Below are 15,330 nucleotides of genomic sequence, written 5' to 3' on the forward strand. Positions count from 1 at the left end.
TCCTCGGCAGGGAGGCCGCCATGTCTCACATGCCGAAAATGCCGACGGACGAGCAGATCGAGAAGGTCCGGGGCTTCAATCGCTTCTACACGCGTCATATCGGGCTTTTGAACGAGGGGCTCCTAGAGAGTGCATTCTCGCTCACGGAAGCGCGGGTACTGTACGAACTCGCCCATCGTGGTCCGGTGACGGCCGCCGACCTGAGACGGGAACTTGGCCTCGACGCGGGCTATCTCAGCCGTCTTCTGAAGCGGTTCGATGCCAAGGGCTTGCTCCGACGCTCACCATCAAAGGATGACGGACGACAGTCTCTCCTCTCCCTGACCGAGAAGGGCTTTGTCGCCTTCGCGCCGCTGAACCAAGCGTCTGCTGTCCAAGTGGCGGCCATGCTGGCGGAACTCTCGGTCGGGGAGCGGGAGCGGCTCGTTCAGGCCATGTCGACCGTCGAGCGTCTGGTCGGGGGTGGTCCGAAGTCCGATCCTTCCTATAGCCTGCGTCCTCACCGGATTGGTGACATCGGTTGGATCGCGCACCGGCAGGGGCTGCTCTACGCTCAGGAATACGGTTGGGACGAAACCTTCGAGGCATTGGTAGCGGAGATCGCCGCAGCCTTCGTCAAGAATTTCGACCCGCGTTGGGAACGCTGCTGGATCGCTGAGCGGAATGAGGAGATCGTCGGCAGCGTCTTCCTCGTGCGCTCGTCCGATGAGGTCGCGAAGCTGCGGCTGCTCTATGTGGAGCCATCCGCCCGAGGGCTCGGCGTCGGGCGTCGGCTGGTCGGCGAATGCATCGGGTTCGCCAAGGCAAAGGGCTACAAGACTCTGACTCTTTGGACCAACGACGTGCTGGTGGCTGCGTGCAGTATCTATAGGGCGGCTGGCTTCAGGTTGGTGAAGGAGGAGGCGCACAGGTCCTTCGGGAAGGATCTTGTCGGGCAAACCTGGGAGCTCGATCTGTGAGGCGCCAGGAGGCGCTTGCCCTGATGGCAGCGGCCGCGACAGGCGTCCAGGTCGGCGCTGCCATGGTGGCGACGCGCTTCGTAGTCCAGGATATCGGCCCGGCATCGCTGGCTTTCCTGCGCTATGCCATCGCCGTTCTCTGCCTTGTCCCACCGTTGCTGATGAGTGTGCGGGTTCGGTTCGCCGTCCGCGACCTGCTGGTCGTCATGGGGCTCGGCATCGTGCAGTTTGGCATTCTCATTGCGCTTCTGAACCTCGGGCTCCAGTTCATCTCGTCCACCCGAGCGGCTCTCCTGTTCTCGACCTTTCCGCTGATGACCATAATCATCGCGGCAATTCTGGGACGGGAAGACTTCAGCCGCGCAAAGGTCGCCGGCGTCATCCTGACGATCATCGGCGTCGGCGTGGCTTTGGGCGAACGGCTGACTGTACAGAACGCAAACGGTGAATGGCTGGGAGCGGTCCTGGTGCTCGCCGCGGCTCTGTGCGGCGCCATATGCTCAGTGCTGTATCGACTTACCTCGCCCGGTATCCAACCCTGCCCGTCGGCGCCTGGGCCATGCTGGCATCGGTCCTGTTCTTGGCCGCACCCGCCGGCGCAGAGGGGCTTTTCACCGAAGAACCGCGCCTTGATTTGTCGGGTTGGACCGCCGTTCTGTTTATCGGCTTGTCGAGCGGGATCGGCTATGTTCTCTGGCTCTGGGCGCTGAAGCACACCACTCCGACCCGGGTCACCGTGTTCCTCTCGTTGAGCCCGATCACGGCGGCGTTGCTCAGCGTCTGGCTTCTCGGAGAGACCTTTACGTTTGGCGTTGTGCTTGGACTGGTCGGCGTCGCGGCCGGGCTTTGGCTTGCAACCAGAACGGTCCCGGCTCTCAGTTGATGGCCCAGACCCGCGTCTGCATGGCAATGTCATTTGCCAAGGAACACCGAGATTTTGGACGCCCCGATGGCCGCGGAATGTGAGGCGCTAGGTCGAGTGGCGTAAGATCAATGCGACCGCCAGGTTAAGTCGGGCGAGTAAAAAACTAATAAGTCATCGCAATGTGCATCCTTCAAGCTTGACGCTGGGCAAGCTTTGCTTTGAACGGATGCGACAATCACAACTCTGTGTAGTGCAATTACGTTTGGAAACCATCGGCGCCGAGCGCGTTTAGCCTCTGTCTTACATGGCGAACAGCCTTTCTCAATGAAAGCACTGGAGGCACTGATGAAGAAGCTCGCGATTTTCGCTGGCGCTGGATTTATGATTCTTGGCGGCATGGGTGCCGCTCTGGCGCAATCATCCCCGGCAATTTCCGGAACGCCCGGATCGCTCTTCCCGGAAGCCGCTCCGCATGAGATCCGCTACTTCAACGGCGTACCTTGCCGCACGATCCTGGACCCGAGCAACCGCGACACTCGCATTCCGATCGCCTGTGCCGGTCAGGTGAGCGGCATCGTGGCCCCCATGGGCGGTGATGTCGTGACGACGGGCAGCATTGCTCCCGCGCCGGTCGGCCCCATGATGGCCGCGCCCGTGCCGATGGGTTCCCCCGATCCCTATGCGGCTCCGCATGAGATCCGCACCGTGAATGGCGTGCCGTGCCGTACCGTCCTCGACCCGAATACCCGGAACACCCGCATTCCGGTTGCCTGCGGCTACTAAGCACGCATCCAACGACTAAAGGCGCGGGCATCTCAGCCCGCGCTTTTGTATGGAACGTCACAAGAAAGCCCATGGCATGTCTCGGCACGCCATGGGCTTTTGCTTCCGTGGTTCGGGCGGCTTACTCGGCAGCCTGCCTCAGGGGCAGGAAGCCAATGGACTGACGCTGTGGTCCTTCCTGCTTGAGCGTTCGAAGCATGTCTTCGTATTCCCGCTCCATCTCGGGGGTCACGGACGGGCGGGTCTCGCGCATGGCTTGTTCGAAGTGGCCCATGGTCACATGCTCCGCCTGGAGCGACTCCCTCAAGGCGAGGAGGCCCGCGCGACGGGTGAGATCCTCGAGGTCCGCCCCCGTGAAGCGGTTCGTTCGCTCGGCAATGGCATCGAGATCCACATCGGCACCGAGCGGCATACCTTTGGTGTGGATGCCCAGGATGTGCCGGCGTCCCTGCGCGTCAGGAACCGGCACATAGATCAGCTCGTCGAAACGGCCGGGCCGGAGCAGAGCAGGGTCAATCAGATTCGGCCTGTTCGTGGCTGCCATGACGACGACGCCCTGCAATTCTTCGAGGCCGTCCATCTCCGCCAGGATCGTGTTGACAACCCGCTCTGTCACGGCTGGCTCGCCCATGCCACCGCCACGGACGGGAGCGAGGGAATCGATCTCGTCGATGAAGATGACGGTCGGCGCAACCTGGCGTGCCCGGGCGAAAAGGCGGGATACCTGCTGTTCGGATTCGCCGTACCACTTCGAGAGGAGGTCCGAGGATTTCGTTGCCACGAAATTGGCCTGGGCCTCGCGGGCGACCGCTTTCGCCAAAAGCGTCTTGCCGGTGCCGGGAGGGCCGAACAGCAGGAAACCCTTGGCGGGTCGGATACCGAGGCGGCGGAAGGATTCCGGGCTTTTGAGAGGCAGTTCCACGCCCTCGCGCAACCGGGTGCGTGCCTCTTCGACGCCGCCGATATCGTCCCAGGTCACATTAGGCACCTGGATCATGATCTCGCGCAGGGCCGAGGGCTGAACGCGCTTCATGGCGTTCATGAAGTCCTGCCGCGTGACCTGCAAGCTCTCGAGCACGGTGGATGGAATCCCATCCTTGAGATTGATCTCGGGCAGGATGCGCCGCAGGGAATCCATGGCGGCCTCCCGGGCGAGGGCGGCCAGATCGGCACCGACGAAGCCATAGGTCGTACGGGCGATGTCCTCCAGGTTCACGTCCTCGGCCAAGGGCATCCCGCGCGTATGGATGCCGAGGATCTCCCGGCGGCCGGACTCGTCCGGTACCCCGATGACGATCTCCCGGTCGAAGCGGCCTGGACGGCGAAGGGCTTCGTCGATGGCTTCACGCCGGTTGGTGGCACCGATCACCACGATGTTCTGGCGAGGCTCGAGCCCGTCCATGAGCGTGAGCAGCTGGGCCACGATCCGCCGCTCGACCTCACCCGTGACCTCTTCGCGCTTGGGCGCGATACTGTCGATCTCGTCGATGAAGATGATGGCGGGGGCATTCTGCTGCGCTTCCTGGAAGACCTGCCGCAGCCGCTGCTCGGACTCGCCGTAGTGGCTGCCCATGATTTCGGGGCCGGCGATGTGGAAGAACTGCGCTTCCGTCTCGTTGGCGACGGCCCGCGCCAGCCTCGTCTTACCGGTGCCGGGAGGTCCGTAGAGCAGAACGCCTTTCGGCGGATCGATACCAAGGCGCTGGAAGAGTTCCGGATGGCGCAGCGGCAGTTCCACCATCTCCCGAACCTGATCGACCGTGCTGCCGAGGCCGCCGATATCGTCGTAGGTCACATCGGCACGGCGCGCCTCTCGCGGCTCCTCGAATTGCGGGCGCAGCTCGATTTCGGTCTCTGCCGTCACGTGCACAATGCCGCGCGGCTGGGTCGAGACCACGACAAGCCGGATCTCCTGCAATCCGTAGGCCGGAATGTTGAGAAATCCGCGCATTTCCTCCGGCAATCGTTGACCTGCCGAACGTTGCGAATAGATCGAGGTGGAAATCACATCGCCGGCCGTCAGCGGCCGCTGGTAGAAGGTCCGCTTCAGGGCATCGCCCGAGCCTTGAAGGCGCAGCCCCTTTTGCGCCGGAGCAAGCACGACGCGGGTCGCCGGTCGTACATCCGCCCTCTTCACCTCCACGTGATCGCCGCTGCCCACACCCGCATTGACGCGCTGCAGGCCATCGAGGCGGATGATGTTCAGGCCTTCATCCTCAGGATAGGGGGTAACGGCGATGGCGGTCGTGTGACGCTTGCCGACGATCTCAATGGCTTGGCCTTCCTGGACGCCGATCTCGGCAAGGGCCTGTCGGCTCATGCGCGCGACGCCCCGGCCCGAATCGTCCGGCCGGGCATTCGCGACCTGAAGGCGTACGCTCTGCCCATCGTCTGCCATTGCTGTCATCCCTTGTTCGAGCGATTGCGATGCGGTGGCAGGTCGGGGGAGAGGCATGCACAGTCAGGCTTCCCCAGTGCCACGCGTTCAGGCTTCGCAGGCGGCGCGAAACCGCAGGGCCAACGCGACATGCTCGGAATTGTTGCAGGTGACGCTCTGCAGATACGACGCTATGAAGTGATCCGGTTCGAGGGGGCCCAAAGTTGCCTGAGCGCTTCTTCCACCTCGACCTCTTCGGAGGGGGCGGCGATCAGGGCCGCCGTCGTATGCATGAAGGGCGCAATCCTGGGCAGCCTCATGGAGCCTTCGGGACCATCATCCGCCGGTGCATCGATCAGTTCCCAGCTGTCGAACAGGTCCATGGACGAATGGCCTGGAAGGTTCGGGCCGAGATAAGGGACAATTTCCACCCACGGCCTGCCATTGGGCCGGGGAGTGACCTTGGTGACCTGTCCGAAGAAGCGGGTCAGCGGACAACGTACGAAGTCGCCAAGGGCCGGCATCCGGGCCTTCTCGTGCTCCAAAGCCGCTTCGGCTTCGCCGAGCTCGGCGCGAAGCTTGGCAATGCGGTCTACCAACTCGGCAACACGCTTCGTGCAGGGACTTCCATGGTCCCCACTCAAGGTCGAAACGAGCGACAAGCTCGTAGCGGAATCGATATCCGTCACTGGAAATGCCCTCATGACGGCCCTCCTCTGATCCTTCAATTGTGGGGCGTCGGGCCCTGAGAGCAAGGCGCTCCGAAGACTCAGATGGAACTCAACCTTGGCGCATGGGGGTTATAGGAAGAGGTAGCTTAAGAGTAGGAGGCGGCATGGACCGTGCTCGCCGCACGTTACTTGGGATCATGAGCACCATGGGTGGAATGGTGCTCGCTTCGGCCGTTTGGGCTCAGGATCCAGCGCCGCCGCTGCCTCCGCCACGGCCCGATCGCCCGGCCGCGCCGCTGCCCCCGCTGAGGCCGGACCGTTCCGCCACACCGGATACCAGCGCGGAAAAGGCAACGGAGAATGAAGCTCCTTCCGAACAAAAGGCCGAGACCGGAAGCGAGGCCGAAGATGCGTGTCTCCAGCGCCTGAGACAACTCGGGCTGCGCTTCGAGACCCGCCCGCCCGTGAAGGAGAACGATTGCAGGATCGACAACCCGGTCCTTGTCTCCTCATTGCCCAACGGTGTCGCGGTCGTCCCGCCATCGCTCATGCGATGTCCAGTGGCCGAGAGCATTGCCCGTTGGATGAGCGAGTCGGTCGGTCCCGAGGCCGAGCGTCAATTCCAGAGCGCACCGACGAAACTTCTCATCGGCACATCCTATCAGTGCCGCGACCAGCGCAATGGAGAGAAACTGAGCGAGCATGCCTTCGGCAATGGGCTCGACGTCATGGGTTTCGAGTTCGCCAAACGGCCTGCGCTGGCGATTGGCAGCCATACGGAGGATTCTCCGGAAGCGACGTTCCAGTCTGCGATCCGGAAGGCAGCCTGTCCGATCTTCAATACGGTGCTCGGACCGGGCTCGGATTCGGACCACGGCAACCACCTTCATCTCGATCTGCGCCAGCGCAAGGGCGACTACAGGATTTGCCAATAGTCGATGGGAACAGAGGGCCCCGCCAGCGGCTTTTCTGTGCACGACATGGCCGGTGGAGTTGTTCATGAAACGCGTTGCGTTCGTTGCCCTTGGAATCGTGTGTCTGTTGAGTTCGGCGTATGCGGCGCCTCAGACGCTAAACCTCGAATCCGTGAACAAGGTCGAGTGGACGGCCGAGAGCGGCAGGAGCAAGGAGATTGAACCGGCCCTCATCAAGGCACAGGTTTTGCTTGACCGGGCACGCTTCTCACCCGGCGTCATCGACGGGCATCGCGGCGAAAACCTGCGGAACGCGCTCAAGGCTTTCGAAGCGGCGCACGATCTCAAACCCGGTGGGGATCTCGATCAGGAATCCTGGGCCAAGCTCAACGAGACATCGTCCGATCCCGCCCTTATCGAATACACGATCAAGGATGAGGACGTGAAAGGCCCCTTCGTTGCCATCCCGGAAAAGATGGAGGACCAAGCCAAGCTCGACCATCTCGGCTATGCGAGCGCGGAGGAGCTTCTCGCTGAGAAGTTTCACATGGATATGGATCTGCTCAAGGCTTTAAATCCCGGCAAATCGTTCGACAAGGCTGGGACGTCCATCCTTGTCGCCAATGTCGAGGCAAAGCCGTCGGACTCAGCAAAGGCGGAGAAAGCCGCAAAGATCGAGATCGTGAAAAGTGAGCACATCCTGCGTGTTCTGAACAAGAAAGGGGACGTGGTCGCGACCTATCCGGCTTCCATCGGCAGCGAGGAGAAGCCGGCGCCCAGCGGATCGTACAAGGTTCGCGCCGTGGCACCGAACCCGAACTACACGTACAATCCGGATTACGCGTTCAAGGGCGTCAAGACGAAGGAGAAGTTCGAGATCAAGCCTGGGCCGAACAATCCTGTCGGAAGCACCTGGATCGACCTGTCCATCGAGTCCTACGGCATTCACGGAACGCCGGAACCCGAGAAGGTCGGAAAGGCCTATTCCCATGGCTGCGTGAGATTGACGAACTGGGACGTGGAGGCCCTGTCCAAGATGGTCGAGAAGGGGACGCCGGTCGATTTGATCGATTGAGCGTTCTCAGGCAACAGGGCATCGGCGCCGCAAAGTCTTGAGCAGGCAGGGATGCTTGCTCAAGCTAAGCCCGCTCGATCGGCGCATCGACCGTGCAGATGACTCCTGACGGAGCGAATGTGATCTGCACTTCACCATCGAGATCCTGTGCCAGGCTTCGTTCGATCAATCTGGTGCCGAAGCCGCGCCGTTGAGGCGGCTGGACCCTCGGCCCGCCACTTTCGGACCACGTGAGATGCAGACGCTTCTCACCACTCTGCTTGACGAACCAAGCGACATGGACCTCCCCGACCGCATTCGAGAGAGCGCCGTATTTTACCGCATTCGTGGCCAGCTCCTGCAGGGCCATTGCGATCGCGAGCGCCATGCGTGGGGTGAGGCGGACATCCGGCCCTTCCAGATGCAGGCGGTTCTCGCGGTCGTGGCGATAGGGAGCCATGGCTCCCCTGACGATCTCGATCAGCCCGGCTCCTTCCCAGTTTTCCCGGGTGAGCACGTCGTGGGCCCGGGACAGGGCGAGCAGACGTGCTTCCATGGACGACCGCGCTGCTTCCGGATTGTCTGCGTTCCGCAGGGTTTGCGAGGCGATGGACTGAACGGTCGCCAGGGTGTTCTTCACCCGATGATTCAGTTCATTGATCAGAAGCTCACGGTGTTCCTCGGCCTTCTTTCTCTCGGTGATGTCGACGGAGATGCCTGGAAACCTGACGGGCTGGCCCGCCGCGCTATAGCAGCGCCCCTGGGCGAACACCCAATGGATCTGCCCGTTCTTGTCGATCGTACGGTATTCGGCAGCCAGGGTTTCGCCGGTTTCCAAGCTCCGTTGGATCTGCTGCTCGACGCGGCTACGGTCATCCGGGTGAATGCCGCTCACGAAATCCTCGATGGGGGCTCCCACCGCAGCGGCCTCGGGATCGACACCGTAAAGGGAGGCGAAGCGCTCGTCCGCATAGACGAGACCGGATTGGATGTCCCAGTCCCAGGTTCCCACGACGCTCGCTGCATTTAGAGCCAGCTGGAGCCGTTCCTCGCTCTTGCGCAGGGCTGCCTCCGACCGAAGCCGCTCGACCGCATCCCAGGTTCGCTCGGCCACATCTTCGATGAGCTTTACCTCTCCCGGGCTCCAGAGCCGTGGCTCGCGATTGTGCACATAGAGGGCGGCCACCATGCGTCCGTGCTTGATCAGACTGACGGTCACGACAGCGGAGAACTCCAGAAAGGCAAAGGCGGCCAAATGTTCGGGCAAATTGGTGCGCGGGTCCGCAGAGGCATCATGAACGACGAGTGTTTCGCCGCGCTTGAGAGCGCCGTGAATCCCCGGGCCGAAGGCTGACAGGTCGTGTGTTCCCGTCTGATGCGCAACCGTACCGTCCGTCCAATTGCGTTCCGTCGTAAAGAACCGGGCCGTCTCCTCGACCTCACCATAGCCAACCCGGCTTGTTTTGAGGTGCTGGCCCAGCATTTCCTGAGCCGCCGTTATCACCTCGATGGGCTCGTTCAGACCGCGTAGGCGGTCACTCAGGCGAACGAGAAACTCAAGGCGCCGTTCGCTGAGAACTTTCGCAGTAGTGTCGTGCACGATACAGAGGACCCCTCCAACGCCACCCGTCTCATCGTGGATGGGGCTGTAGGAGAAGGTCCACCATGTCTGCTCGGGATAACCGTTTCGTTCAAGGGTAATGGGCAGATCCTCGAAATAGCTGGCGTGTCCGAGAAGGGCCTTTTCGGCGATCGGTCCGACTGTGTCCCAGGCCTCTGCCCACACATCGCGAAAGCTCCGTCCCAAGGCGTCCGCTTTCGAACCCAGGACGGGCGCATAAGCATCGTTGTAGAAGCTCGTCAGCTCCTGTCCCCACAGCATGTAGGTAGGAAATTTGGAGTGGAGCATGATGCTCACGGCGGTACGCAGGGAATGCGGCCATGTCTCGATGCCGCCGACGGGTGTGGCCAACCAATCATGATGGCGAATGCGCTCGCCCATGACCCCGCCATGCGCGAGGAAGTCAGGTCCGGGTTTCACACGCTCCTGCATCAGGTGGACTCACTCAGCACACATAAGGACAATGTTCATAACGATAGGAGGTTCGGCAGGAGGCTACGATGTCCATAGCCACATATGAAACGGCACCTTTCTTTTTCCAGAGCTTGGATCGGGATACGGTGACGCAAAATCGCACCAATCAATCGTCTTGCCGACACGTTTGACTTGCTTTGCTCCGAGCCGGTAGCCTTGAGACAGCCGGGATCTCCATCTAGGGCTGGAGTTTCCGGCAAGTGATGAGGTCGATGTGACAAAGCTTATTGGTATTGCGGGAAGCCTGCGCCAAGCTTCATACAACGCGGCGCTGCTGCGAAACGCGGCGGGCCTGATGCCCGAGGATGCGGAACTTGTTGTCGAAACGATCCGAGGGATCCCGCTTTATGATGCCGATATCGAGGTCAACGAGGGCATTCCTGCGCGAGTCACGGAGCTGAAGGACATCATCGCGTCTGCGGATGGGCTGCTTCTCGTTACGCCGGAATACAACAACTCCATTCCCGGCGTATTCAAGAACGCCATCGACTGGCTCTCACGGCCAGACGCGGACATCAAGCGCGTCTTCGGGGGCAAGCCGGTGGCCGTCATCGGTGCATCGCCGAGCGGTTTCGGGACCATTCTGTCCCAAAATGCTTGGCTTCCCGTCCTGCGCACTCTCAGGGCTGATTTCTGGGCCGGTGGCCGCCTGATGGTGTCACGTGCGCAGACGGTCTTCAACCAGGACGGCACGTTCGTGGACCAGAAAATCGAGGGACAGCTGCGCCAGTTTCTTGAGGGGTTCACGGCCTATGTCCGGTCAGGGCACCAAAACGTGCCCTGATCCTAAAGCATCGGACCCAGAAGTGGATTCCACTTTTGGGATCCAATCCGATGCTTCCTTCTTTGATGAGGGCATCGTTCTGAGCGGAAAACCGGATCCACTTTTCCGCACGATGCTCTAGCCCTCGTCACGGTGCCGAAAGGGGGTGGCCTCTGCCAGCTCTTCGGCGGCTTCGGAGACGTAGTGTCGTTCCTGCTTCAGGTAGTCCTGAATCGCCCGGCGCAGGGAGGGATCGGCGATGTCGTGCGCCGATGAGGTGATCACTGGCCTGTAGCCGCGGGCAAGCTTGTGCTCTCCCTGTGCTCCGGCCTCGACCCGGTCGAGGCCGCGGGTAATGGCGAACTCGATGGCCTGGTAGTAGCAGACCTCGAAATGCAGGAAGGGATGGTCCTCGATGCAGCCCCAGTTGCGGCCGTAGAGGCGCTTGTCGCCGATGAAGTTGATCGCGCCGGCGATGTAGCGCCCGTTCCGTTTCGCCATGACGAGCAGGATCCGGTCCGCCATGCGCTCGCCGACGAGGGAGAAAAAGCGTCGGTTGAGATAGGGGCGGCCCCATTTGCGGGAGCCCGTGTCCATGTAGAACGCGAAGAAGGCGTCCCAATGGGCTTCCGTGATCTCGCGGCCTGTCACCCATTCGATGGATATGCCATTCGCCAGCGCGTCGCGCCGCTCGCGCCGGATGGCTTTGCGCTTGCGGGAGGCCAACGCCGCAAGGAAGTCCTCGAAGGCGGCATAATGGTCGTTGAACCAGTGGAACTGCTGATCGTCACGACGAAGGAACTTCTCCGCGACCATTGCCTCGAGATCCGCTTCCTGGAGGAAGGTCGCATGAATGGAGGAGGCGCCCGTCTGCTCCCGCAGGGCGCGCAATCCTCCAATCAGGTAGGAGCGAATCTCCCTCGCCCGAGGGCCATTCGGGACGAGGAGGCGGGGGCCGGTGACCGGCGTGAACGGCACCGCGACCTGGAGCTTCGGGTAATAATGCCCACCCGCGCGGGTATAGGCATCCGCCCAGGAATGGTCGAACACATATTCGCCCATGGAATGGGACTTGAGATAGCAGGGGGCTGCGCCCAGAAGTTTCCCTGCCTCATCTTCGAACAGGATGTGCAGAGGAGCCCAGCCCGTCTTGGCCCCGACGCAGCCGGAATCCTCCAGCGCGGACAGGAAGGCATGCGATACGAACGGGTTGAACGGATCGTCATCACCCGAGCCCGTCCCGAGGGCACAAGCGTCCCAGTCGGCGGCGGGAACCGCACTGAGACCTTGGGCTATTTTGACCTGGATCGTCACTGGCTGGAAGGATCTCGCCTTTGCGAAATAAGAGCTAAGCGCTTGGCGGGATCCTTGCAACCATTGCGGCAAAGCGTCAGGGCACGAACCCCTCGAAGACCATCTGGTCCGCATGCTTCTGCGCACGGGCGCGGTCCTCGGGGGTCCTCACCGTCCAGGTCATGACTGGCAGGTGGCCCAGGATTCGGCTCAGATGGGTCGACGCGCAGGGGATGTCCTTCACGCGCCAGGACAGGAAGTGCGGCTGCGTCTCGGAGAAATGCAGCAGGTTCGCCATCCGGTGCTTTTGTTCCGGGGACAGGAAATTGTCCGACTTGGAGGCGTATTCCAGTTCCCCGATGAAGCCGCGGGTGATGCTCGGCGCGTTCTCGCGAAGATAGGCGACGATGTCCGGGTCGAACGACTTCACGACGAATGGGCCGCTATAGTCCGCCAGAACCTCGATGACCCGTTTGGTGAGCCGCATGTCGCCGTTGAACTTGCTCTTGATCTCGATGACCAGGGGCGTGCGTCCGGCAATCTTGGCGAGATAGTCCTTGAACGACGGAATCTTGTCTCCGCCAATCGTTCCGGAGATATCGATGCCGGTCAGCGCGGAGAGACTGCGCTCGGCCACCAGTCCGGTCTCGCCGGTGAGGCGGTCGAGCTCGAAATCGTGGAAGACGATAGCTTCGTTGTCGGCGCTCAGTTGAACGTCGAGCTCGATGGGGAACCCCCGGGCGATGGCGGCTTCCGCGGCCGAGATCGTGTTCTCGATGATGCCGTTAGCCCTGTTGTGGAGGCCGCGATGGGCAATGGGCTTCGCGACGAGCCAGCTTGGGGTGCTCATTGGACTTCGAACATTCCTTCGACTTCGACACAGGCATCGAGGGGCAGCTCCGCGACGCCGATGGTGGACCGGGCGTGACGGCCCGCATCGCCGAGGACCTGGACCATCAGGTCGGAAGCGCCGTTCATCACGGGGGCGAGGGCCGCGAAGGTCGGCACTGCATTGATGAAGCCGCCGAGGCGGACGCAGCGCGTGACCTTGTCGAGGTCGCCGACGGCAGCCTTGAGCTGGGCGAGCAGGTTGATGGCGCACAGACGCGCTGCTTCCTGGCCGATCTCGGGCGAGATTTCCGCACCGAGCTTGCCCTTGTGGGCGTCACCGAGCTTGCCGTCGAGGCCGAGGCAGAGCTGTCCGGAGATGATGATCAGATTTCCGGTCCGCACGAATGGGACATAATTCGCAACCGGCGCGGCCGGTGTCGGGAGAGTGATACCCAAATCCTGAAGTTTTTTATCGACTGCACTCATGGAAGCCTCGTTCCGTGACATCATTCGGACGGAGTAGTGGCGGATGAGCCGTAAGGACGCAAGCGGGAACATTGCCCTGTCCGCAAGAGGATCCTATCTTGGCTGCCATTGGATCGGGAATAGATATGCGGTTCCTCGTCGTAGCCTCGGGTTTGTCCTTCGCTTTGTTGGTGCCGGCATCTGCAGAAACGGCGAAACCGTCCGTTCAACTGGTGCCTCATAGAGCCGTCTATGATCTCACCCTCCTGCGGGCGGGCAACTCCAATGGCGTCGAGAACGCGAGGGGGCGCATCGCCATGGAATTCGGCGGCGATGCCTGTGACGGCTACACCCTCAAGTACCGTCAGGTGACGATCCTCAACAGCAGCGAGACCGGCACGAACACCGTCGACATCCAGACCGCGACCTATGAGGCGGGCGACGGCCGTTCCATGCATTTCAAATCCACATCGTTCCGTCAGGGCATGGTCAAGGACGGCGAGGTCGATGGCGACGCGAAGCTTACTCCTCAGGGCGGGCTCAACGTCGATCTCAAGCAGCCGAAGAGAAAGGCCTTCGAGGCGCCGGGCGAGACGGTGTTCCCGACCGAGCACCTCAAGCGACTGATCGAGGCGGGACGGCGCGGGGAAAGCACCCTGTCCGTGAAGGTTTATGACGGGTCGAACAAGGGTGACAAGGTTTACGACACCCTGGGTTTGATCGGCCGCAAGATCGAGGCAGGCGCCGCGACGGCCTCCCTCGAGGACGTCGCCCAAGGCGAAAAACTCAGTTCGGTCGCGCGCTGGCCCGTGACCATCAGCTACTTCGAGGAAGGCAAGGCCGACCGAATGCCGGTCTACACGATCTCGTTCGAACTCTACGAGAACGGCGTCAGTCGTAACCTGAAGCTCGATTATGGCGATTTCGCCCTCAAAGGGGACCTGAAGAGCCTGGACGTGCAGGCGCCGAGCGCCTGTCAGCGTTAGGTTTTACGCAGTACAATCCCCTTCAGCACCGCGTTGGCGCCGAACTTGTCGCGGATCTTGTCGATGGCGGCTTCCATATGGGCCTGCCTCACTACGCTCTGATCCGCCAGATCGCCCTTGTCCGCATCGGCGGCGTCGCAGAGATCGGCCGCCCCGATGCCGATCAGGCGGAACGCGGTACCGTCGCAGGAGGCTTTCAGGAGCTGTCTCGCGGGGTCGAACAGGCGGGCGGCGAGTTGGGTCGGCGCCAGACCTGACCGGGTGCGCGTCAGAAGCCGGAAATCCTTGTCCTTGAGTTTCAGTGTCACGCTCCGCCCGGCGAGGCCGGCGGCCTTGAGGCGACGGGAGACCTTTTCCGAGAGCCGCCACAGGATTGGCTCCAGGTCCTCGAAGGAGCGCAGATCGGTCTCGAAAGTGGTTTCCGCCGAGACACTCTTGGTTTCCCGCTCCGGGTTGACCGTCCGGCGGTCCTCGCCCCAGGCCAGCCGGGAGAGGCGCTGCGAGTCGCGGCCCAGGGCCTCGAACAGGGTTTTGAGCGGCACATCGCGCAGATGGGCAATCTGCGTCACGCCCACTTTGGCGAGCCTGTTCTGAGCGGATGCGCCGATCCCCGGGATGATCCCGACCGGCTTGTCGGCAAGGAAATCCGCCGCCTCCTCGCGACCGATGATGGAAAACCCTCGCGGCTTCTGAAGGTCCGACGCGATCTTGGCCAGGAACTTGTTGTAGGAGAGCCCGACGGAGATGCTGATCCCGATCTCCGTCTCCACTTTATGGGCGAAACGGGCGAGGGTCAGGGCCGGGCTTCCGTGATGAAGCCGTTCTGTTCCGGTCAGGTCGAGGAAAGCTTCGTCGATGGAAACCGGCTCGACCAGCGGGGTCAGCTCCCGCATGAGCTGGCGCACCTCGCGCCCGGCCTTGCTGTACTTTTCTCCATTGGGCTTGATCACCGTGGCGTGGGGGCAGAGCTTGAGCGCCTGGAACATGGGCATGGCCGAGCGCACGCCGTAGGTTCGCGCCACGTAGCAGGCCGTGGAGACGACGCCGCGCTTGCCGCCGCCGATGATGACGGGCTTGTCGGCGAGGCTGGGATCGTCGCGCTTTTCCACCGCCGCGAAGAAGGCATCGCAATCCACATGAGCGATGGAGAGGGTGTCCCGTTCCTTGTGCCTGAGAAGGCGAGGGGAGCCGCAGACCGCACACCTCTCCGCCAATGGTCGGGCGGAAAGCGTCAGGCAGTCACGGCAGAAGGGCGCTTCGCTCATCGATGGCCG

Annotated in this window: 14 protein-coding genes and 1 pseudogene; 8 read left to right on the top strand and 7 right to left on the bottom strand. The window is 62.1% G+C overall.

Annotated features, from left to right (window positions below; genetic code table 11):
- Positions 1 to 20: 20 nt before the first annotated feature.
- From DDF70_RS04540 to DDF70_RS04550, 4 genes and pseudogenes are all read left to right on the top strand, one after another.
- The gene (locus DDF70_RS04540) at positions 21 to 959 is read left to right on the top strand and encodes a bifunctional helix-turn-helix transcriptional regulator/GNAT family N-acetyltransferase (protein WP_114943682.1); all 939 of its coding nucleotides are present in this window, start codon (positions 21 to 23) and stop codon (positions 957 to 959) included.
- 62 nt (positions 960 to 1,021) lie between these two features.
- A pseudogene (locus tag DDF70_RS39150) lies at positions 1,022 to 1,306 on the top strand (EamA family transporter); the annotation flags it as partial.
- A gap of 212 nt (positions 1,307 to 1,518) precedes the next feature.
- A complete protein-coding gene (locus DDF70_RS39155; RefSeq protein WP_425374053.1) occupies positions 1,519 to 1,842 on the top strand; it encodes a DMT family transporter in 324 nt (107 codons plus the stop codon).
- A 327-nt stretch (positions 1,843 to 2,169) separates the two neighbouring features.
- Positions 2,170 to 2,607, top strand: a complete 438-nt coding sequence (locus DDF70_RS04550) for a hypothetical protein (RefSeq protein WP_114943683.1) — start codon at positions 2,170 to 2,172, stop codon at positions 2,605 to 2,607.
- A 121-nt stretch (positions 2,608 to 2,728) separates the two neighbouring features.
- On the opposite strand, the gene DDF70_RS04555 is transcribed toward DDF70_RS04550, so the two are convergent.
- Together DDF70_RS04555 and DDF70_RS04560 are read right to left on the bottom strand one after the other, a co-directional pair.
- Complete coding sequence (locus tag DDF70_RS04555; RefSeq protein ID WP_114943684.1) at positions 2,729 to 5,005, bottom strand: CDC48 family AAA ATPase; 2,277 nt, start codon at positions 5,003 to 5,005, stop codon at positions 2,729 to 2,731.
- 170 nt (positions 5,006 to 5,175) lie between these two features.
- The gene (locus tag DDF70_RS04560) at positions 5,176 to 5,688 is read right to left on the bottom strand and encodes a hypothetical protein (RefSeq protein WP_114943685.1); all 513 of its coding nucleotides are present in this window, start codon (positions 5,686 to 5,688) and stop codon (positions 5,176 to 5,178) included.
- Between the two features lie 131 nt (positions 5,689 to 5,819).
- Between DDF70_RS04560 and DDF70_RS04565 the strand changes: the two genes are divergently transcribed.
- Both DDF70_RS04565 and DDF70_RS04570 read left to right on the top strand, forming a co-directional pair.
- Positions 5,820 to 6,590 (top strand): extensin-like domain-containing protein, encoded by a 771-nt coding sequence (locus tag DDF70_RS04565; RefSeq protein WP_162820217.1) that lies wholly within the window; start codon positions 5,820 to 5,822, stop codon positions 6,588 to 6,590.
- A gap of 64 nt (positions 6,591 to 6,654) precedes the next feature.
- On the top strand, positions 6,655 to 7,644 hold the full coding sequence (locus DDF70_RS04570; protein ID WP_114943687.1) for a L,D-transpeptidase family protein: 990 nt from the start codon (positions 6,655 to 6,657) through the stop codon (positions 7,642 to 7,644).
- A gap of 64 nt (positions 7,645 to 7,708) precedes the next feature.
- On the opposite strand, the gene DDF70_RS04575 is transcribed toward DDF70_RS04570, so the two are convergent.
- Positions 7,709 to 9,676, bottom strand: coding sequence for a PAS domain-containing sensor histidine kinase (locus DDF70_RS04575; protein ID WP_114943688.1), 1,968 nt, complete (start codon positions 9,674 to 9,676; stop codon positions 7,709 to 7,711).
- 256 nt (positions 9,677 to 9,932) lie between these two features.
- On the opposite strand from DDF70_RS04575, the gene DDF70_RS04580 reads away from it, so the two are divergent.
- Complete coding sequence (locus DDF70_RS04580) at positions 9,933 to 10,502, top strand: NADPH-dependent FMN reductase (RefSeq protein WP_114943689.1); 570 nt, start codon at positions 9,933 to 9,935, stop codon at positions 10,500 to 10,502.
- Positions 10,503 to 10,619: 117 nt separating this feature from the next.
- Here DDF70_RS04580 and DDF70_RS04585 read toward each other — a convergent pair whose 3' ends face one another.
- From DDF70_RS04585 to DDF70_RS04595, 3 genes are all read right to left on the bottom strand, one after another.
- Positions 10,620 to 11,795, bottom strand: coding sequence for a GNAT family N-acetyltransferase (locus DDF70_RS04585; protein ID WP_114943690.1), 1,176 nt, complete (start codon positions 11,793 to 11,795; stop codon positions 10,620 to 10,622).
- A 76-nt stretch (positions 11,796 to 11,871) separates the two neighbouring features.
- Entirely contained in the window at positions 11,872 to 12,624 is a 753-nt protein-coding gene (locus tag DDF70_RS04590; protein WP_114943691.1) for a glycerophosphodiester phosphodiesterase family protein, read from the bottom strand.
- Complete coding sequence (locus DDF70_RS04595; RefSeq protein WP_114943692.1) at positions 12,621 to 13,091, bottom strand: RidA family protein; 471 nt, start codon at positions 13,089 to 13,091, stop codon at positions 12,621 to 12,623. Before DDF70_RS04595 ends, DDF70_RS04590 begins: the two co-directional genes overlap by 4 nt.
- Before the next feature lie 212 nt (positions 13,092 to 13,303).
- On the opposite strand from DDF70_RS04595, the gene DDF70_RS04600 reads away from it, so the two are divergent.
- Positions 13,304 to 14,056 (top strand): cell envelope integrity EipB family protein, encoded by a 753-nt coding sequence (locus DDF70_RS04600; RefSeq protein ID WP_245435365.1) that lies wholly within the window; start codon positions 13,304 to 13,306, stop codon positions 14,054 to 14,056.
- Here DDF70_RS04600 and DDF70_RS04605 read toward each other — a convergent pair.
- On the bottom strand, positions 14,053 to 15,321 hold the full coding sequence (locus tag DDF70_RS04605) for a DNA polymerase IV (protein ID WP_114943694.1): 1,269 nt from the start codon (positions 15,319 to 15,321) through the stop codon (positions 14,053 to 14,055). The two genes, DDF70_RS04600 and DDF70_RS04605, sit on opposite strands and share 4 nt — an antisense overlap.
- Positions 15,322 to 15,330 lie beyond the last annotated feature (9 nt).

The sequence above is a fragment of the Microvirga calopogonii genome, assembly GCF_003347665.1.
In the GTDB taxonomy this organism is placed as follows: Bacteria; Pseudomonadota; Alphaproteobacteria; order Rhizobiales; family Beijerinckiaceae; genus Microvirga; species Microvirga calopogonii.